Origin of the sequence: Massilia sp. TWR1-2-2, assembly GCF_049897565.1 — a bacterium.
Lineage (GTDB): Bacteria > Pseudomonadota > Gammaproteobacteria > Burkholderiales > Burkholderiaceae_D > JAFCUW01.
Genome location: NZ_JAFCWM010000050.1, coordinates 1 through 18931, shown reverse-complemented (window position 1 = coordinate 18931; position 18931 = coordinate 1). Strand labels below are relative to the sequence as shown.

Sequence of the window (18931 nt, the reverse complement as noted above, 5' to 3'; positions counted from 1 at the left end):
GCCGCATCGACCGTGCTTAAGCGGCGGGCCCAATAGTTCAGCTGCCGCTGGGGGTAGCCATGATTCAATGCAAAGGCTCGCTGCGACTGACCGCTATCGCGCCACTGCGCTACGCGCCCCTCCCACAAGGCCGCTCGTTCTGTATCCGCCATCCCAAATCTCCATTTTGAAAACTGGAGTATGGCCACCCCAAATCGGCAATGGAAGGTGGATGGGCTGGACGCTTACGGTGTAGCGCACGTCGAACTCGTTGCTGTTTTTCGCCAGCTTGTAGCCCAGCTTGAGCACGCCCTGGTCGCCCGGTCGCTCGTAGTCGCCGGTGAAGTCGACGATGCGCGAGTCGGCCTGGTTGGCCTGGCGGCTGCGGCTGTCGCGCACGCCGGCCGGACGCACCGTGTAGGCATTCGCGTAGACGGCGTCGCTGCTGCTGCCGGCCGACGACATGCGCAGGTCGAGCTTGAGCAGCTCGCCCGGGATCTCTCCCTTGCGTTCGTAGCGTGCGCCGCCGCTGCGCGTCTCGCCGCTGCCGGTGCGCAAGGTGGTGCGCAGGTAATTGCTGTCGGCGATGTCGTCCTGGCCGAAATTGACATACCGGTCTTCATTGAGCGCGTCGTTGGTGCGGCGCGAGTAAGCGACGTTGGCGCCGAGCGCGTCGGTGGCGCCGAGGTTGTACGTCACCAGCGCGTTGAGACCGGCCGAGTCGTTCAGGCCGGTCGAGCGCGACTCCCGGGCGCTGTGCGAGGCGAGCCTGGTGATGGGGTCGGTGCGGACGCGGTCGGCCGCGGCGATCGAGTTGCGCCCGTCGTGGCGTACGTTGGCGCCGCCCTGCACGCCGAAGCGGCCGGCGTGATAGCTGCCCGACACGGCCGCGTTGTAGCGGCCGGCCGAGCCGCCGTTGGCGCTGACGGCGCCGAAGCCGCCCGGCTTGCGCGTGCGTTTCATGATGATGTTGAGGATCGGTCCGCCGCCAGCCTCGTTGCCGAACTGCGCGCCGGGGTTGTTGATCACTTCGATCGACTCGATGTCCTCGGCCGGCATCGACGCCAGGGTCGCGGCGCGGTTATCGCCTTGCATCATCGCCGACGGCTTGCCGTCGATCAGGATCGTCACGTTGGCGCTGCCGCGCAAGGTCAGCGTGCCGTCCGGGTCGACCGCTACCGACGGCACGTTGTTGAACGCGTCCGCGGCCGAGCCGTTGTTGGCGCCGACGTCGGCCTTGATGTCGTAGAGCTGGCGGTCGATGCGGTTGGTCGGGCGCTCGGCGCTGACGATGACGGTGGCGCTTTCGAGGCCGGCAGGCGGCGGTGGGCCCGGTTCTTCCTTCTTCACCGGCGGCTTCGTGTCGGCCGCCGGCGCCGGCACGGTTTGCGCGGCGACGCCTGCGCAAGTGAGCGAACCGGCAAGCAGCAAGCGGGAAAGGCGGGCGGGGGACGCGGTGCGGCGCAAAGTCATGTGAGCTCGGTGCGATACGAGGTATCACAGGATAAAGAGTTCTGTGCGGCAAGTACAGCGTCACCTTATCTGTCGATACGCCGCAGGCAGGTCGTCAGTGGCAGTTCTCACGTCGTTCCCGCGAAGGCGGGAATCGCTGCCACCGGTACGTAGCGAGATCGTCTTCTTCCGATGATCGCGCTCCTTCGGCAAGCCAGCCGCTTGGCAAATGGGTGATGCGGCGCGCATGCGGTGCCGAGCGGCCTGCGGCGGCAGCCGGCCGCGCGATCAGCGCAGCGTTTCGGTCAGCACGCGGCCTTCAGATGCGGCCGGCGGACGAAGCCGCAGCAGGTGCGCCAGCGTCGGCGCGATGTCGGCTACTTCCGCATACTGGCCGTAGACGCCCGGCTTGAACCAGCGCTTGCCCATGAAGACCAGCGGCACGTTGCTGTCGTAGGTGTACGGCGTGCCGTGCGATGAACCAGTGCTGCCGCCGCCGAAGTACCAGAACGGCTTGGTGATCACCACCAGGTCGCCGGATCGCTGCTCGTCCCACGCGCGCTGCATCAGCATCGACAGCCGCGTGGCGGGCAGGGCGCCCGATGCCATCTGCGTGCGCGTGTAGACGTGGGCGATGCCGTTGGTCGCCTGCAGGAACGTGGCGGCGGCATCCTCGACGTCGGCGCGCTTGAGGCCGCGCTGGTCGATCAGCGCGTAGTCGAGCTGGATGTTCGGCAGCGAAAACGCCACCACCAGCTTGTCGGCGCCGTACCTGTCGGCCAGGTGCTTGTTCAGCGCCGCCACCATCTTCTTGCCGTCGAGCCGGCGCGCATCGAGCTTGCGCGCCGCGGCAAATTCCGGCACGTTGGTAAAGCCATGGTCGGCCGTCAGCACCACCATCACGTTGTCCATGCCGATGCGCTGGTCGAGAAAGCCGAAAAACTTCGCCAGCAGGCGGTCCAGTTGCTGCAGGTGGTCATGCGACATCTTGCTCTCGGGGCCGAACGAGTGGTTGACGTAGTCGTGCGCCGACAGGCTCACGCCGAGGATGTCGGGCACGCCGGCCGGATTGCGGCCCAGGTTCTCGCCTTCGATCGCGGCGCGCGCGAAGTCGAGCGTCAGCTCGTCGACCGCGGGGCCGGTCTTCAGGCGCAGATAGTAGGGCGCATCGGGCTTGCCGCTGTCGCTCGAATACAGCATCGGCAGGCGATTGCGCATGTTTGGCTTGGCCGGATAGAACTCGTCGCCGGCATCCTGGGCGTAGGCGGAATCGGCCAGCAGCGGCGTCCACGACTTGCCGTAGTAACGGTCCTGCGGCCGGCTCGCCTGGTAGCTCTGCACCCATTGCGGGTGCGCGGCCATGTAGTAGGTGCTGCTGGCGAAGTTGCCGGTCTTGTCCATGTAGATGTAGGCGGTGCCGGTTTTACCGGCCAGCAGGATGGCGCTCCTGTCCTTGCCGGCCACGGTGATCACCTTGGCGCGGTCGCCGCTGGCGTAGCGCAGCTGGTCGCCCAGCGTGTCGACGCGCAGGTTGGCCGGCGAGGTGCCGTCGTCCGGCTTGGTCTCTTCGCCGATGTACGTGTGGGCGGTGTCTTCGGTGCAGTACATCTGCTTTTTGGTGGCCGGATCGACCCAGCCGTTGCCGACGATGCCGTGCTGGTAAGGGTAGGCGCCGGTCAGCACCGCGGCGTGGCCGACCGCGGTGACGGTGATGCCGTGCGCCTGGTGCGCATTGTTGAACGACGCGCCTTGCTCGAGCAGCCGACGGAAGCCGCCGGCGCCGAACTGGTGGCGGTAGCGCAGCACCTGTTCGTTCGGCAGGCCGTCGACGACCAGCACCACCACCAGTTTCGGCTGCGCCATTTCTTTGACTTCCGGCGCCGCCGCCAGCGCCTGGCTCGCCGCCAGGCAGGTGATCAGGAGGGGGGCGCTCAGCCAGTGCTTGCTTGTCATAGTCGCTAGTGCTTCAGGTTGGTGGATCGATAGCGAATCATAAACGATGGCAACGTTCGCCCGCACAATAAATCAAGCTGATTCAAGTGCTAGGATTGTAAACACAGCGGCAAGCGTACATTGCAGATTGGCCTTGTTCACCGGAGATCGGCACATGCATCCTGGACCATTCTTGCGGGCCATTGCGCTCGCCGCTGTCGCCGTGGGCGCCACTGTCGGCAGCGCGCCCGTGCTGGCCGACGAAACGTGCAACTCGCCCTACATCACCAACCTGATCAAGGGGCAGGAAGACTTCCTGTACGTGTGGACGCTGGGCGTAGCCGGCATGGGCGACGGCTCCGACAAGCTCGTCACGCTCGACGTCAATCCGGCATCGAAAAAATTCGGCCAGGTGGTAGCGCAAATGTCGGTCGGTGCGCGCGGCGAGGCGCACCACGCGGGCTTTACCGACGACCGCCGCTTCCTGTGGGCCGGCGGCCTCGACGACAGCAAGATCTACGTGTTCGACATCCACAGCGATCCGGGCAAGCCGAAGCTGGTGACGACGATCGGCGACTTCGCCGCACGCTCGGGCCTGGTCGGGCCGCACACTTTCCACGCGCTGCCGGGGCGCATGCTGATCGGCGCGCTGTCGAACGCGAAGGACAAGGGCGGCGCGACCGGCATGGCGCTGTACAGCAACAAGGGCGTGTTCATCAGCAAGGTCGACATGCCGACCAGCAAAGGCGGCGACGGCTACGGCTACGACATCGCCTTCAATCCCGCCCGCAACGTCATGCTGACGTCGAGCTTCACCGGCCACAAGAATTATATGACGGACCTCGGCGCGCTGATGAAGGACGCCGGCGCAATGAAGCAGTTCGGCTCGACCATGGTGCTGTGGAACCTGAAGTCGTTGCAGCCGGAGAAGGTGTTCAGCGTGCCTGGCGCGCCGCTGGAGATCCGCTGGTCGCTGAAGGGGGGCGACGACTGGGCCATTACGGCCAGCGCGCTGACGTCGCAGCTGTGGCTGGTGAAGAAGGATGCGCGCGGCGACTGGCAGGCAAGAGCGGTCGGCGCCATCGGCGACGCGGCCAAGATCCCGCTGCCGGTGGACATGTCGATCACCGCCGACAGCCGCGGCCTGTGGGTCAACACCTTCATGGACGGCACCACGCGCTACTTCGACATCTCCAACCCTGAGGCGCCGAAGCAGACGTACGCCAAGAAAACCGGCGCGCAGGTCAACATGATCTCGCAAAGCTGGGACGGCAAGCGCGTCTACGTCAGCAGTTCGCTGCTGGCCAAATGGGACAAGAAGGGCATCGACGACGAGCAGTTCGTCAAGCTGTTCGCCTGGAACGGCAAGGAATTGACCGAAACCTTCAAGGTCGATTTCTACAAGCTCAAGCTGGGGCGGGCGCATCACATGAAGCTCGGCGCGAAGGCGGCGCAGGGCGGCGCCATTGCCGCGCGGTGACGATGGCCGCCTTGCTGCTGGCGGTGGTGGCAACTGGCTTCGTGCCGCCGCCGCCAGGCAGCTACCAGCTGCAGCACATCCTGCGCGCGCCCGACGGCATGGTGCTCGACAGCGTGCACCGCTTCTCGGAGTTTTCTACCGGGATGGTGACGGTGTTTTCGTTCATCTATACCTACTGCACCGATGCGCGCGGGTGCCCGCTGGCGTATGAAACGCTGCATGGCCTGAAAAAGGTCATCGACCAGGACAGCTCGCTGCGCGGCCGCGTGCGTTTCGTCAGCATGAGCTTCGATCCGCAGTACGATACGCCGCAGGCGATGCGCAGCTATGGCGGCGCCGATGCGCGCGACCGTGGTGGCGTGCGCTGGTATTTCCTGACCACCAGTTCCGCCAAGGCGCTGGCGCCGTTGCTGGACGGCTTCGGCCAGGATGTGTCGGTGGCGGCCGAGCAGCCGCCGAACCAACGCGTGCCGACGCTGACGCACATGCTGAAGGTCTACCTGATCGACGCCGGCGGCAGCGTGCGCGAGATTTACACGCCGGCGTTCCTGCATCAGGGCGTGCTGCTCAACGATATCAAGACGGTGCTGATGGAGCGGAATCCCGGCCGCAAATAAGTCCGGAGGTGGGCTTTTTGTTCGCTAGGCGGCCAGTGCGTACGAATTGTTGCTGGCTGCAATTTGCACCGAGTCCAGCGTAGGGTCAAGATCTAAGCCTGCAAGTTCCTTCGGTCGGGCCCGGATGATCAGCTCACAGCCGAGTGCTTCCAGTGCTTCAGCCAGAGTATCAATTTCAGTGTTGTGGTGCAGCTTAGTAAGCCTGGTGATTTCCTGTGGCTTTACACGGAGCATGCGGGCCAGGTCAGCTGGCCGTACTCGATCCTTGAGCATGCGATTCAACAACAGCACCTTTACAGATTCACTACGCGGCAGGGCGATCAAACGTTCGCCTTCCTGCGCAGCTGATGGAGGTGGTACCGGTCGTCGATCCTCGAAATAGAAGTCCATCGCGGTGCGAAGCGCATCAGCAGCCATTTCCATCGCTTTGACGTCGTCGTCTTTCTGGGTAATCGCTGCTGGAATGTCGCGGAGCGTAACGACAAATCCACCATCCTCGACCGGGGTAAGACTTGCTGGGTATTGCATATGCCCTCCTTGGCGGTCCTGTTCAGTCACTACTGAGTGAAGCTGTGGTGCGGTGATGTATTGCAAGCCCTTTCGGGGGCCTGCCTCACTTAATGTCGAGTTGTTTCTTGATCACTCTGACGAAAAGCAGTCGTCTACGAGGGACCGCGTAACGTCGTCGTCAAGGATGTGCCTGACGCGACAATCGAGAAACCGACCGATGTGCTGGTGAAGATTACGACGACCAACATCTGCGGGTCGGACTTGCATATGTACGAAGGCCGCACCAGCGTCGAGCAGGGAAAGATATTCGGCCACGAGAATATGGGTGTGGTGGTCGAGGTCGGCGATGCCGTCTGGCGGGTGAAGCAGGGAGACCGCGTCTGCCTGCCCTTCAATATTGCGTGCGGTTGTTGCCATAACTGCGAGCGTGGGCTCACCGGATTCTGCCTGCACGCCAACCCCAATCCGGAAATGGCGGGCGCTGCATACGGCTATGCCGAGATGGGGCCTTACGCCGGTGGTCAAGCCGAGCTGTTGCGCGTGCCATGGGCGGATTTCAATTGCCTGATACTCCCGGAAGACGCCGAAGAGAAGGAAAACGACTACGTTATGCTGTCCGACATCTTCCCGACCGGATACCACGCGACCGAACTCGCACGTTTGCGCCCAGGCGACAACGCGGTGATTGACGGCGCCGGCCCGGTGGGCCTGATGGCGGCGCATTCCGCAGTCATCAAGGGCGCGGCCAAGGTGATGGTAGTGGACATGCATAAGGACCGCCTGGCGCTTGCGGAAAAGATGGGCGCAATCCCCATCGACGACTCGGATGGTTCGGCGGTGCAGCAGGTAAAGGACATGACCGAGGACAAAGGCGCTGACTGCGGCTGCGAGTGCGTTGGCTATCAATGCTGCGGCTACCACGGCAAAGAGGAGCCGAACCTGACGATGAACAACCTGGTGCAGTCGGTGAAAGCAACCGGAAGGATCGGCGTGGTCGGCGTGTTCGTGCCACAGGATCCGAACGGAGTCGACCCACTGGAGAAAGAGGGCAAGCTGGCCTTCGATTTCGGTCAGTTCTTCACGAAGGACCTATCCATGGGCACTGGGCAGGCCAACGTGAAGGCGTACAACCGGATGCTCGCCAGGTTAATCCATGAGGGCAAAGCGAACCCCGCCATGATCGTCTCGCACGAGCTGCCGCTGGCCGAGGCGCCCGACGGCTACCAGCATTTCGATGCCCGCGACGAGGGCTGGACAAAAATATTACTGAAGCCGGGCCGCTGACGGCAACGGATCATCAACCAGGCACGCCGGCGCGGTGAGGTACCCTCGCACGGCGTGCGCGCAACAGCAACAGCAGCACGATGACGATATTGAGCGCATTCCATGCCAGCCCGTTAAGAAACGCCACCTGATACGATCCGGTTTTGTCGAAGATGACACCGCCAATCCAGCCGCCGAACGACATGCCGAGCAACGACACCATGATCACGGTGCCGACGCGCGTTGCCGCTTCACTGGCGGGCATCGTCTCGCGAACCACAATGGCGTAGCTCGACACGATTCCTCCCTGGAAAAGCCCGAACAATGCGGACACCACGTATAGCGACGTGAGACCGTTGAAGAACAGGTACATGCCAAGCGCGGCCGCCTGTGCAACCGAACCGATCAGCAATGTCGCGAGGCCGCCGACCTGATCGGCGATATAGCCCGAGCCGATTCGGCTGACCACGCCCAGGGCCAGCATCAGCGACAACATTTCCACTCCGCGCGCAAGGCCGTAGCCGAGATCGCCGCAGTAGGCGACGATGTGGACGTGCGGGATTGCCATCGCCACGCAGCAGGCAAAGCTGGCGACCGACAGGATGGCCGTCAGTGCATTGGGGCTGAGACGCAAATCGACGCTGGGGCGGCTCGCCACGCCCGGCGCGCGCGGCTGCGACTTGCCGACACTCGAGCGGAAGACGAGAACGAGCACCGTCATCGCCGCCGCGCAAAAAACGCCGAGGGCGATGTGCGTCATGCGCCAGCCGTAGTCGGCGATGCCGCGCTCGATCAGCGCCGGCCAGAGGGCGCCGGAAAGGTAGTAGCCGCTGCCGGCGATGCCCACCGCGATGCCGCGCCGGCGCACGAACCAGTGCGACGCTTCGGCCATCAGCGGCGCAAACGTCGCCGATGCGCCCAGCCCGATGAAGAAGTACGCCGCCACGAATTGCCACAGCGCCGCCGACATGCCGGCGCCAAGATAGCCGAGCAGCAGCGACAGGATGCCGGTCCCCATTGCCGGGACGATGCCCAGGCGGTCAGTCAGGCGGCCCGTCAAGACGCCGCCGACGCCAAAGCCGATCATCGCCGCAGTGTAGGCGAGCGATGCGGCGCCGCGCGTGCCGCCGAAGTCGGCCTGCACCTTCGGCAGCATGACGACGATCGACCAGGTGCCGACACAGCCGATCGTGGCGATTGCCACGGCGATCAGCAATCGTCGCCATGCAGCGGGCGAGTCGGGCACAAACGTCGAAACGCTCGGTCCCGGTGTGGAAGATACGGTCAACTGGGTTCTCCTTGGCAGTGCGCTACGTCGTTCTGATTGCATGACTAGCGCGCAAGAGTACCTCACTGACGCCCAACAGCGCTAGCAAGCCAGCGGCTTCAAGACTTGCCTGAAGCGACGATGGCAGCCCGCGCCGCGCGGATGCGCTCGCCATACGGCCTGGCGGCGAGCGCCTCGATCGCCGCCTCGATCGTCGCCGACAGCGCGCACTCGGCTTCCAGGCTGGCCGCGGCGGCAGCGGTCGCCTGCCAGCACTGCTGCAGCTTAGGCAGCAGCGCGCGTCCCTGCGGGCTCAGGCGGATCAGCTTCTGCCTGCCATCCTGGACTCCCGCTTCGGTTGTCACCAGCCCTTCCTTGACCATCAGCGCAATGGTTTGCGTCGCCGCCGGCTGGGTGATCCCGGCCGTCGTGGCGATATGGCCGATGGTGGCCGGTTCGTTTTGCATCAGCGCGCGCATCACCGGCGTATAGCGCGGCCGGTAGGCGAGGCCCGCTTCCTCGTAGGCGGCGCCGACCGCTCCGTCGAGCAGTTCGATCAGGTGGCGCAACTGGGTGCCCAGCGAGCGTTTCATGGCGCCACGCGGCGGCGCGATGCCGGCGCCATGAACCGGCCGCCGCGAGCGGCAATGATCAGCAGCCAGAGCGCGGCAGCGCCGATCACGGCCAGGGTGATGGCCGATCCCTCGATGCCGTAAGCTCCACCGCTGAGCCATTCGGGGCCGGACAGCTGGCCTTGCAGCATGCCTTTGGCCGGATGACCCGATACCGGCAGCGAAAACACGGCTTCCCCCATGAAGTTCCAGATGAAGTGGATGCCGATCGCCAGCCACAGGCGGCGCGTCACCATGTAGGCGGCGCAAAACATGACGCCGGCCAGCGCCGTAATCAAGAAGGTAAGCAGCGTGCTGTTGTCATTTGGCAGGTGGGTCAGGGCGAACACCAGGCCCGACAGCGCCAGCGCGACCGTGCTGCCCAGCCAGTTCTCGATGATCCGGAAGAAAAGAGCACGAAACAGGATTTCCTCGAAAAATGCCACCAGCACCATCTCGGCGAATGGCTTGATCATGACTGTCCAGGGCGCGTGCCCGGTGACGTAGAAAGCGCCGGCGGCGCCAATGGCGCCGACCGCCAGCAGAAAGAGTGCTGAGCCCAGCAGCACGCCGAACCCCAGTTCGCGGCCAGCGCCAACGCGCGACAACTCGGTCGCCGCGCGCCGTTCCACCTTGTGCACATACACGACGTAGGCCGCCACGCACAGGGCGGCGGCGAGCAGTTGCGGCCACAGCTGGCGCAGCGACTTGTCGAGCAACTGCTGGGTCAGCGCCATCGTCAGCGCCACCGGCAGCATGATCGCGATGATGCCGAGCAGCAGGCGCACGGGCGGCATTTCCAGCAGGCGCGCGAGGCGGGACGGGGAGGAGGCGGCCGGCAGATGCATGGTCGACATGGTGATTTCCGGTTGGTGAGAGAGCAGGCAAGCAAATAATATCAGCGCTTATATAATCGGTAAAGTAAATTTTAAAGAACTACAAATGTCCGATTGTCAGACCTGACACCAGCGTGCAAAATGGCATTCCCATCTCCTTGGAGCGACTCATGCCACTTGCGAACACGCCGTCGGCGCCGTACTACGCAGTGATCTTCACGTCCGTGCGCACCGACGTTGAAGAAGGTTACGCCGCCATGAGCGACGCCATGGTGGCCAGCGCCGCCGCGCAGCCGGGCTTTCTCGGCGTCGAGTCGGCGCGCGAAGAGGTCGGCATCACCGTGTCGTACTGGGACAGCCTCGAAGCGATCGCCGCCTGGAAGCGCGATGGCGCCCATCTGGCAGCACAGAAATTGGGACGCGACAACTGGTATGCGGCTTACAAGACACGTATTTGCAAAGTCGAGCACGATTACAGTTTTTTTGCCTGAATGTAATACCACCGTTATATAGTTTCGCCCTGCTTCAGTTTGCAAACTAAGCCGGTGGTCGGCGCGCTGCTGGCAGCAGAAAAAAAGCGGATGATCCTATGCGCTCGAATAAACATTTTGTCGCGATGTCCGCCTGCGCGCTGGCCGTGTCGGGAGCGTTTGCCGCACCGGACTCGAGCGAGCTGTCGGACCTGTCGCTCGAATAACTGAGCAACGTCGTCGTTACCTCGGTGTCGCGCCAGGAAGAAAAGCTGGCGCACGCCGCCGCGTCGATCACCACCATCAGCGCCAGCGACATTCGCCGCAGCGGCGCGCGCACCTTGCCCGAGACGCTGCGCATGGCGCCGAATTTGGCGGCGCCCCGGGACGCAGCGTGTTCGAGCGCAACGTCATGCTGAAACTGTCCCAGCGTTTCTGACGATATGACATTTCGCTCCCCCTTGGGCTGCACGGGAATGCGTTCTGCGCGGCGCCGTCGCGCGGTCGTGCCGGCCGCGCCCTGCGCCTGCCGGGGCTGCTGGCCATGGCGCTCAGCTGTGTGCTGCTGGTGTCCGTCTGCTACTCGGCCGTTGGCGCGCAGTCCGGCGCTGCCGGGTGAACCTCGAACGCAACGTCAAGGCCGCCTTCCTGTACAAGTTCCTCGGCTATGTCGACTATCCGCAAGCGGCGGCGCCGGCCGCCGGCGAGCCGCTCGTGATCGCCGTTCTCTTCGCCGACGAGGTCGCCGAGAAACTGGCCAGGATCTCGGCCGGGCGCAGCATGCATGGCCGCGCCGTGGCGGTGCGCAAGGTGCGCGCCGGCGAGTCGCCCGGCAGGGTGCATATGCTGTTCATCGGCGATGGCGATGCCGGCGAGGTCGAAAAAGCGCTGGCCGCGGTGCGCCAGGCGCCGGTGCTGACGGTGACCGAAACCGCGCGCAACCTGCGCCATGACAGCGTCATCAAATTCCGCGTCGTCGACGAGCGGGTGCGCTTCGAGGTGTCGCTCGATGCGGCCGAAAAGAGCAACCTCAAGCTCAGCTCGCGCTTACTGGCCGTGGCTTACAAGGTGCAGCGCAGCGGCCGCCAGGAAGCAGGAAGCCGCGCGATGGGGTTTTCGGGTAGGCTTGTAACTTAGCCATTTTTCGAGGAGCCGCCATGAGCACACCATACGACCCCATCCAGCCCGAGCGCGACGCCATCGACGCCTTGCCAGGCACCGTCGCGCTGGAATTCGGCACCGACTGGTGCGGCTACTGCAAGGCCGGCTCGCCGCTCATCGCCGCCGCGCTGGCCGACCAGCCGGCGGTGCGCCACATCAAGGTAGAGGACGGCAGCGGACGCAAGCTGGGACGCTCGTTCAAGGTCAAGCTGTGGCCCACCCTGGTGATCCTGAAGAACGGCAAGGAACTGGCGCGGGTGGTGCGGCCTGCCGACCGCGCCGAGGTCAGCACGGCGCTCGACCAGGCCGCCCAACTATGACTGTCGTTGCTTATCTGGCCGGCTAGTAGGATCGATCCTACTTGACAAGGGAAACACATCCTACTCCTCGGCCTGGCTGCTCGGCAGTACAATCCTAAGCGCTGCCTGCAAACTTCAGCAGGCACGCCGTCCCGCGACACCGGGCGTCATTCAAGAGCGTCAGGACCAAGCGTGAACGAGCAGTGCATTAACGTTTTATTTCTGTCTTCCGGAAACTCAACCCGCAGCATCATGGCCGAGGCTATCTTGAAGCGGCTCGGCGGCGATGGTTTTATTGCGCACAGCGCCGGCAGCCATCCGACCGGCCGCGTCAATCCGCTGGCGCTCGAACAGCTGCGCTTGCGCGGCTATCCCACCGATGGGCTGGCTAGCAAATCGTGGACCAGGTTCGTCGGCCCCAGCGCGCCGCCGCTGCAGGTGCTGATAGGCGTGTGCAGCAAAGTCGTCGGCGAGCGCCATCCCGCCTGGCCTGGCAATCCGGTCGAAGCGTTCTGGGATTTGTGTTCGCCCGGCATGGTTGAGGGCAGTGACGCCGACGTGCGCGCCGTGTTCGCCCAGGTATGCGAGCAGCTGGAAGCGGCCGTCAAGGCGCTGGTCGCGGTGCCTTACGACAAGCTCGATGCCGACACCGCCTGTGGCTGCCTGAAGCCGACCGGCACGCCGTAAGCCGCGGCAATCAGGTTGTTGCACCGCGGGAACGGCATTGCCGGTAGAATCGACAGCTGGTGTCGAACGGCCCAGCCCGGCGCCGTCCCAATTCTCGAAAATTTCCACGCATGACCGTCTCCTCGCCTCCGCGCTTTGCCTTGCTGCGCCGCCTGACTCCTGATTTTTTCACTAGCGCGCTGATGCTCGCGATGGTCGCCGCCACCTTCTGGCCGGCCGCCGGCGAGACCGCGCGCGTGCTCGGCCATGTCACCACGGTGGCCATCGGCGCCCTGTTTTTCCTGCACGGCGCCAAGCTCTCCGGTGCGGCCGTCAAGGCCGGCTTCACCCACTGGCGCCTGCACCTGCTGGTGCTGGCGTGCACCTTCGTCATGTTCCCGCTGCTCGGCCTGCTGCTGAAGCCTTTGGCGCTGAGCTTGCTCACGCCGGAACTGTACCTCGGCATCCTGTTCTTGTGCGCGCTGCCGTCGACCTTGCAGTCGTCGATCGCCTTCACCGCGCTGGCGCGCGGCAATGTCGCCGCCGCCGTGTGCGCCGCGTCGGCGTCGAACTTCATCGGCATCTTCCTGACCCCGGTGCTGGTGGGCGCGCTGCTGATGCACGGCGCCGCCGGCCAGGCCTCGTCGCTCGACGCGATCATCTCGTTTGCGCAGTTGCTGCTGCTGCCGTTCGTCGCCGGCCAGTTCGCGCGGCGCTGGATCGGGCCGTGGGTCGACCGCCACAAGAACACGCTCAGGTATGTCGACCAGAGCTCGATCCTGCTGGTGGTGTATGGCGCGTTTTCCGAGGCGGTTGGGCAGGGCCTGTGGCAGAAGCTGACGCCGGGCACGCTGGTCAACCTGGCGCTGTTCAGCTGCGTGCTGCTGGCGCTGGCAATGGGCGCCACCATCCTGGTCAGCCGGCGCCTCGGGTTTTCCAGGGAAGACCAGATCGCGATCGTGTTTTGCGGTTCGAAGAAAAGCATGGCCAGCGGCGTGCCGATGGCAAAAGTGCTGTTTGCCACCTCGTCGCTCGGCGTGCTGATCGTGCCGCTGATGGTGTTCCACCAGATCCAGCTGATGGTGTGCGCGGTGCTGGCGCAGCACTACGGCAAACGCTTCGACTGAACGATCAACGACCCGTACGATTTGCGTTGTCGGCAGTCTTTTTGTGGCATGGCGAATATAATGAGCATGTCAAGAAAATTCGATCATGTATCGCAACATCTTGCTTTGTTACGACGGCACCGAAGAGGGCCGCAATGCGCTCACCGAAGGCGCCGATGTGGCGCTGGCGATGAAGGCGCGCACCCACTTGCTGGCGATCTTGCGCAGTACCGGTGTCGACCTGGCGCTCGAGTCGCCCGGCGCGGCGCTGCTGTTCGACGACCACCAGGGCGCGATGCGGGTGCTGCAGGAAGGCGTCGACTGGCTCAAGTCGCGCCACATCGACGCCGAAGGCCAGCTGGTGTTCGGCGACCCCGCCAGTCATATCGCCACCTGCGCGCGCGCGCTCGGCAGCGACCTGATCGTGGTGGGCCACCACCACCGCAGCCGGCTGGCGCGCTGGTGGGGCGAGGCGGACGACGCCTTGCTGCTCGAAAGTGCGCCGTGCAGTATCCTGGTGGTGATCGCCGGCGCGCCGGCCAAACCCTAGAGGTAGGCGAAGCGGAACACGAACACCGCGGCAATGATCCACACCACCGGCTTGACCTCGCGCGCGCGGCCGGTCGTCAGTTTCAGCACCGCGTGGGTGATGAAGCCGAAGGCGATGCCCTCGGCGATCGAGTAGGTGAACGGGATCACCAGCGCGGTGATCGCCGCCGGCACGCTTTCGGTGGTGTCGCTCCAGTCGATCTCGCCCAGTTCGCGCAACATCAGGCAGGCGACGAACAGCAGCGCCGGCGCGGTGGCATACGCCGGCACCACGCCGGCCAGCGGGGCTATGAAAAGGCACGCCAGGAACAGCACCGCCACCGTCACCGCGGTCAGGCCGGTGCGACCGCCGGCCTGCACCCCGGCCGCGCTTTCGATGTAGGCGGTGGTGCTCGAGGTGCCCAGCGCCGAGCCGGCGACGATCGCCACGCTGTCCGACAGCAGCGCCTTGTTCAGCCGCTTCATCTTGCCCTCGACCAGCAGGCCGGCGCGGTTGGCCACGCCCATTAAGGTGCCGGTGGCGTCGAACAGCTCGACGAGGAAGAACACCAGCACCACGTTCAGCACGCCCATCGACAGCGCGGCCGGCACGTCCAGCTGCAGCAAGGTCGGCGCGATCGACGGCGGCGCCGACACCAGGCCGTTGAACTTGTTGCCGCCAAAGAAAAAGCTCAGCACCGTGACGGCGATGATGCCGATCAGGATCGCGCCCTTGACCTTCAGCCGGTCCAGCGTGACGATCAGCAGAAAGCCGAAGATGGCCATCAGCGCCGGCGCCTTGTGCAGGTCGCCGGCGGTGACCATCGTCGCCGGGTTGGCCACCACGAGGCCGGCGCTTTTGAGCGCGATCAGCGCCAGCAACATGCCGATGCCGACCGTGATGGCGGTGCGCAACGACGGCGGAATGCCGTTGACGATCATCTCGCGCAAACCCAGCACGCTCACCAGCACGAACAGGCAGCCCGACAGGAACACCGCGCCGAGCGCCGTCTGCCACGGCACGCCCATGCCCAGCACCACGGCGTAGGCGAAATAGGCGTTCAAGCCCATGCCGGGCGCCATGCCGATCGGGTAATTGGCGTACAGGCCCATGATCAAGGTGCCGATCGCGGCGGCCAGGCAGGTGGCGACGAACACCGCGTCCTTCGGCATGCCGGCGTCGCCGAGGATGGTCGGGTTGACGAAGATGATGTACGCCATCGTCAGGAACGTGGTCAGGCCGGCCATCAGTTCCGTGCGCACGTCGCTGCCGCTCTCCTTGAGCTTGAAGAAGGTTTCCAGTGACACTGTGGGGCTCCCGATCAGGTTAGACGCCCGCCAGTATAGCGCCAGCCAGCAATATCCAACGCTGGGGTCAGGTCCGACATCCAGACATTTTGCTGGGGTCAGGTCTGACATTCGGACATTTCGAAGCGCGTGATATGTACAAGATTCCCGCAATGCCAGAAATCGTCGCCTGAGCACGGCTATTTAGCTCAACAAATGTGCAGTGGTAAGAGCTGACCCCGCGAATTTGTCCGATTGTCAGACCTGACCCCATTATTTTGTCGGAATGTCAGACCTGACCCCAGCATTGCGGACGGCCACGCGCCAGATCCACCAGATCAACGCTGCCTGCAACGGCAGCCGCACAACCAGCAACGCGATCTGCCACGCCGGCCGGCTGTCCGCCAGGCCGTTAAGCAGCATCTGCACGTTCGCCGGCAGCACGGCGATCGACAACACGATCAGCCCCCAGCCGGCGGGGCGCCGCACGCGCGACACCAGCACGCCGACGCCGCCGGCGATCTCGCACACCCCGCTGATGGCGACCACTTCGGCGTGCCAGCCAAGCCAGGGCGGCATCACGCGGGCGTAGGCGTCCGGCAGCACGAAGTGCATCACGCCGCCGACGAGGAAAAACGCCGCCAGCAGCACGCGCCCGATTGTCACGACACGATCTTCAGGTCGAGCACCCGTTCGGCCAGCCACACCAGGGCGATCGCCAGGATCAGCACCGAGCCGCCCACCAGCACCGCCTTGCGGTAGAACGCGGTATTGCGCGCCAGGTAGGCGAGCGGCAGGAACACGGCGACAATGGCGATCTGTCCGACTTCGACGCCGACGTTAAAGCCCACCAGCGACAGCAGCAGCGACGAAGACGGAAGGCCCAGGTCGAGCAGCACGCTGGCAAAGCCGAAACCGTGCAGCAGGCCGAACGCGAACGCGGCGCCGGCGCGGTGGCCGCGAAACAGCGGCCAGATGTTGTTGGCCGCCGCCAGCGCCACCGACGCCGCGATCACCGACTCCACCACCCTCGATGGAATCGCCAGCACGCCAAGCGCCGCCAGCGTCAGCGTGATCGAATGCGCCAGCGTGAAGGCGGTGACGATCTTCAGCACGTCGATCGCCGCCGGCCGCAGCGCCGCGCCGCCGTCCCACGTGCTGCCCTTGCGTACCAGTACCGCCGGCAGCAACAGCGCCAGCAGGAACAGGATGTGGTCGAAGCCGATCCAGATGTGCCACACGCCGTGCTTGACGTAGTCGGCGAACTGGCGCCAGCGCGACGGGTCGGCCACCTGCAGCGACTGGCGCGCGTTGGCCGGGGTGAAGATCGCCGTCGACGTGACCGCGCCGTGCTCGAAGCGCAGCAGTCCCTTGTGTTGCGGGTCGATGTCGAACAGTAGCTTGTAGTCGACGTCGAGCGTCGTCACGTCGGCGGCGCAGACAGCCTGCAGGCGCAGCACCGCGTAGGCGCCGTCGCTGTGGTCGTCGAGCAGGTGCGCCGTTACCGTCATGGGGCAGGCGCTGCCGGCGCTGCCGACGGCCAGGCGCGACATCGCGTAGGCGGCGATGTCCGCGTGCTTGGCGCGTACTTCGTCCCACGTCAGCTCGCCGTTGCCGTCGGTATCGAGCCCGATTGCCATGTCGAGGTCGCGCAGCGCGATGTCCCACTGGCCGTCGACTTGCTTGCCGGTGACCTTCAGCGCCAGGTAGCTATCGCTCGGTTTGTGGGCCAGCGCAGGGAGGGCGCACAGCGCCATCGCCAGTGCCAGCAGGGCGGCCAACCAGCGCCGCATCATGCTTTCGCTTTCAGTTTGGCCAATGCCGCGGCAATGGTCCGGTCTTCCAGTTTCGTTTTGGCGATCCAGTCCAGCGCCGTCTGCGCCGCGGCGCGGTCGCCGCTGGCGACGGCCGTCTCGACCAGGATGCGCAGGTCGGCCGGCTCTTTTTGCACGGCCCAATTGAGCTTGGCCAGCCGCACCGCGCTTTGCGCGTCGCCGCGCAGCGCCAGTTCGAAGCGCGCCTGCTCGCGCTGGTGCACGGTGTCGCCGCGCAGCACGGCGGCGTCGAAACGGCTGCGCAGCGCGGCGGCCTGCGCCTGCGCGTCGGCCGCGCCCATCGCCTTGAGCGCGATCGCGTAGCGCAGCAACAGCGCGTCGATGCGGCCTTTGTCCTTGAGCAGCCTGGCCACTTCCGGCGCGCGACCGCGGTCAAGCAGAAAGTCACTGTAGGCGGCCAGCAGGTAGCTGTCCGGTTCGCCGGCGCCCAGCGCCTGGCGGAACAGGGCGTCGGCGGCGGCGGCGTCGCCGAGGCGCGCGTCCATTTCGGCCAGCAGCGTTTGTACCCAGACGCGCGTTTCGGCGTCGGTATCGGGATGGTGCGCCAACGACGTTTTCAGCGCGGCGCTGCTCGCCCTCGCTTCGCCATTGACACTGCCAACGCTCGACAAGCACGTCTGCACCACCAGCGCCGGCGCGCGCGAATGCAGGCGCATGCAACTGCCCTTGGCGCCGGCGTAGTCGCCGGTAACGCTTTGCACGGTGGCGCGCGTGAGCCATGCTTGCGCGTTGCCGCTGTCGCGCTGCAGCGCGGTGTCGAGGTCGGACAGGGCCAGCGCAAACTGGTGGGTGCTCTGGCGCAGCGTGGCGCGCAGCACGAGCACCTGGTCAGGCGCCTGCCTCTGCTGCCACCACGGCGCCAGCGCCGCCTCGGCGTAACCGAGGTAGCGTGGATCGCCTTCGATGCGCGCCTGTTCGATATAGCGGCGGGCGAGCGTGGTGGCGCGCTCGAGGTCCTTTGGATTGCGGGTCAGTTCGGCGCGCAGAGACATCAGCTCGCGCTGGATCGGGCTGGCGCGCGACGGCAGGCGTTCGACCACTTTGCTGCCGTCGCTGGGGATGTAGGGGGCCGCGGCGCAGGCGCCGGCGAACGCGTAGACCAATGCGGTCATGGCGAAAAAAAGGAGGACGTTCATGAAGCCCTTATGAAAAAGGCTGGAACCCCGCTCGCAAAAGCGGGGTTCCAGCCGGATCTGCCGCAGTGACGATTACGAGACTGGCTGCGGCTCAGTGTCTTCCGGTGACGTGGCGACGAGCGATTCTACAGTAGCGCCAGGCTCGGTGTCTTCCGGAGATGACGTGCCGATCAGCGCGCTGACGGCCGCGAAGAAGGCGTCGATTGCCGGCACCGGAGTTGGCGTCGGTGTCGGCGTCGGCGCCGGCACCGGTGCGTCCGGTGCGCGGTAGTCGTCGCCGTCGCCACCGCAGGCGGCCAGGCCGGCAGCTGCCAGCACGGTCACTGCGATGGCTGCGGCCCGCTTGCGGCCGAGGGATGTAAGTAGGGTCATATGTGTCTCCTCGACTTAGTTATTGCCCGGCAGCGGGGTGTTCAGGTACGGGAACACGCCCTTGAAGTCGGCAGCGGTCTTGCGCACGCCATCGGTCAGCGCTGCACCGCCAGCTGGTGCATCG

Annotated in this window: 22 protein-coding genes; 10 read left to right on the top strand and 12 right to left on the bottom strand. The window is 65.2% G+C overall.

Annotated elements, in window-relative coordinates; genetic code table 11:
* The 3 genes from tnpA to ACP7DD_RS25040 all read right to left on the bottom strand — a co-directional run.
* Window positions 1–152 (bottom strand): IS66 family insertion sequence element accessory protein TnpA (tnpA, locus tag ACP7DD_RS25050; RefSeq protein ID WP_426177926.1); only part of this gene is annotated, 152 nt, incomplete at its 3' end.
* Complete coding sequence (locus ACP7DD_RS25045) at window positions 94–1452, bottom strand: TonB-dependent receptor plug domain-containing protein (protein ID WP_426177923.1); 1359 nt, start codon at window positions 1450–1452, stop codon at window positions 94–96. The genes tnpA and ACP7DD_RS25045, both read right to left, overlap by 59 nt.
* A gap of 267 nt (window positions 1453–1719) precedes the next feature.
* Window positions 1720–3384: an alkaline phosphatase family protein gene (locus ACP7DD_RS25040; RefSeq protein WP_426177921.1), complete on the bottom strand. Its 1665-nt coding sequence runs from the start codon at window positions 3382–3384 to the stop codon at window positions 1720–1722.
* Window positions 3385–3538: 154 nt separating this feature from the next.
* Here ACP7DD_RS25040 and ACP7DD_RS25035 point away from each other — a divergent pair, with 154 nt between their 5' ends.
* Both ACP7DD_RS25035 and ACP7DD_RS25030 read left to right on the top strand, forming a co-directional pair.
* Window positions 3539–4843, top strand: a complete 1305-nt coding sequence (locus tag ACP7DD_RS25035) for a selenium-binding protein SBP56-related protein (protein ID WP_426177919.1) — start codon at window positions 3539–3541, stop codon at window positions 4841–4843.
* A 2-nt stretch (window positions 4844–4845) separates the two neighbouring features.
* Window positions 4846–5460 carry an SCO family protein gene (locus tag ACP7DD_RS25030; RefSeq protein WP_426177917.1) on the top strand — a complete coding sequence of 205 codons (615 nt, stop codon included), beginning with the start codon at window positions 4846–4848 and terminating at the stop codon, window positions 5458–5460.
* A gap of 24 nt (window positions 5461–5484) precedes the next feature.
* Here ACP7DD_RS25030 and ACP7DD_RS25025 read toward each other — a convergent pair whose 3' ends face one another.
* On the bottom strand, window positions 5485–5988 hold the full coding sequence (locus ACP7DD_RS25025; protein ID WP_426177915.1) for a type II toxin-antitoxin system HicB family antitoxin: 504 nt from the start codon (window positions 5986–5988) through the stop codon (window positions 5485–5487).
* A gap of 168 nt (window positions 5989–6156) precedes the next feature.
* Between ACP7DD_RS25025 and ACP7DD_RS25020 the strand changes: the two genes are divergently transcribed.
* Window positions 6157–7254, top strand: coding sequence for a glutathione-independent formaldehyde dehydrogenase (locus ACP7DD_RS25020; protein ID WP_426177914.1), 1098 nt, complete (start codon window positions 6157–6159; stop codon window positions 7252–7254).
* A 13-nt stretch (window positions 7255–7267) separates the two neighbouring features.
* Here the strand turns inward: ACP7DD_RS25020 and ACP7DD_RS25015 are convergent, their stop codons facing one another.
* The 3 genes from ACP7DD_RS25015 to ACP7DD_RS25005 form a co-directional block, all read right to left on the bottom strand.
* On the bottom strand, window positions 7268–8521 hold the full coding sequence (locus ACP7DD_RS25015; RefSeq protein WP_426177913.1) for an MFS transporter: 1254 nt from the start codon (window positions 8519–8521) through the stop codon (window positions 7268–7270).
* A 98-nt stretch (window positions 8522–8619) separates the two neighbouring features.
* The gene (locus tag ACP7DD_RS25010; protein ID WP_426177912.1) at window positions 8620–9093 is read right to left on the bottom strand and encodes a MarR family winged helix-turn-helix transcriptional regulator; all 474 of its coding nucleotides are present in this window, start codon (window positions 9091–9093) and stop codon (window positions 8620–8622) included.
* Window positions 9090–9968, bottom strand: a complete 879-nt coding sequence (locus ACP7DD_RS25005; protein ID WP_426177910.1) for a CPBP family intramembrane glutamic endopeptidase — start codon at window positions 9966–9968, stop codon at window positions 9090–9092. Before ACP7DD_RS25005 ends, ACP7DD_RS25010 begins: the two co-directional genes overlap by 4 nt.
* A gap of 149 nt (window positions 9969–10117) precedes the next feature.
* Between ACP7DD_RS25005 and ACP7DD_RS25000 the strand changes: the two genes are divergently transcribed.
* The 7 genes from ACP7DD_RS25000 (at window position 10118) to ACP7DD_RS24970 (ending at window position 14199) form a co-directional block, all read left to right on the top strand.
* Window positions 10118–10438, top strand: coding sequence for an antibiotic biosynthesis monooxygenase family protein (locus tag ACP7DD_RS25000; RefSeq protein ID WP_426177909.1), 321 nt, complete (start codon window positions 10118–10120; stop codon window positions 10436–10438).
* 230 nt (window positions 10439–10668) lie between these two features.
* Window positions 10669–10836 carry a hypothetical protein gene (locus ACP7DD_RS24995; protein WP_426177907.1) on the top strand — a complete coding sequence of 56 codons (168 nt, stop codon included), beginning with the start codon at window positions 10669–10671 and terminating at the stop codon, window positions 10834–10836.
* Window positions 10837–11032: 196 nt separating this feature from the next.
* Window positions 11033–11554, top strand: a complete 522-nt coding sequence (locus ACP7DD_RS24990) for a YfiR family protein (RefSeq protein ID WP_426177905.1) — start codon at window positions 11033–11035, stop codon at window positions 11552–11554.
* Window positions 11555–11574: 20 nt separating this feature from the next.
* Window positions 11575–11898, top strand: a complete 324-nt coding sequence (locus ACP7DD_RS24985; RefSeq protein ID WP_426177903.1) for a thioredoxin family protein — start codon at window positions 11575–11577, stop codon at window positions 11896–11898.
* Window positions 11899–12069: 171 nt separating this feature from the next.
* The gene (locus tag ACP7DD_RS24980) at window positions 12070–12564 is read left to right on the top strand and encodes an arsenate reductase ArsC (protein ID WP_426177901.1); all 495 of its coding nucleotides are present in this window, start codon (window positions 12070–12072) and stop codon (window positions 12562–12564) included.
* A 110-nt stretch (window positions 12565–12674) separates the two neighbouring features.
* Window positions 12675–13670: a bile acid:sodium symporter family protein gene (locus ACP7DD_RS24975; RefSeq protein WP_426177899.1), complete on the top strand. Its 996-nt coding sequence runs from the start codon at window positions 12675–12677 to the stop codon at window positions 13668–13670.
* A gap of 85 nt (window positions 13671–13755) precedes the next feature.
* Window positions 13756–14199, top strand: coding sequence for a universal stress protein (locus tag ACP7DD_RS24970; protein ID WP_426177897.1), 444 nt, complete (start codon window positions 13756–13758; stop codon window positions 14197–14199).
* Here ACP7DD_RS24970 and ACP7DD_RS24965 read toward each other — a convergent pair.
* From ACP7DD_RS24965 to ACP7DD_RS24945, 5 genes are all read right to left on the bottom strand, one after another.
* Complete coding sequence (locus ACP7DD_RS24965; RefSeq protein WP_426177925.1) at window positions 14196–15425, bottom strand: NCS2 family permease; 1230 nt, start codon at window positions 15423–15425, stop codon at window positions 14196–14198. The two genes, ACP7DD_RS24970 and ACP7DD_RS24965, sit on opposite strands and share 4 nt — an antisense overlap.
* A gap of 312 nt (window positions 15426–15737) precedes the next feature.
* Window positions 15738–16130: a DoxX family protein gene (locus tag ACP7DD_RS24960; protein WP_426177895.1), complete on the bottom strand. Its 393-nt coding sequence runs from the start codon at window positions 16128–16130 to the stop codon at window positions 15738–15740.
* On the bottom strand, window positions 16127–17260 hold the full coding sequence (locus ACP7DD_RS24955) for a HupE/UreJ family protein (protein ID WP_426177894.1): 1134 nt from the start codon (window positions 17258–17260) through the stop codon (window positions 16127–16129). Before ACP7DD_RS24955 ends, ACP7DD_RS24960 begins: the two co-directional genes overlap by 4 nt.
* On the bottom strand, window positions 17257–18435 hold the full coding sequence (locus ACP7DD_RS24950; protein WP_426177893.1) for a tetratricopeptide repeat protein: 1179 nt from the start codon (window positions 18433–18435) through the stop codon (window positions 17257–17259). Before ACP7DD_RS24950 ends, ACP7DD_RS24955 begins: the two co-directional genes overlap by 4 nt.
* A 72-nt stretch (window positions 18436–18507) precedes the next feature.
* A complete protein-coding gene (locus ACP7DD_RS24945) occupies window positions 18508–18807 on the bottom strand; it encodes a hypothetical protein (RefSeq protein WP_426177891.1) in 300 nt (99 codons plus the stop codon).
* Window positions 18808–18931: the final 124 nt, after the last annotated feature.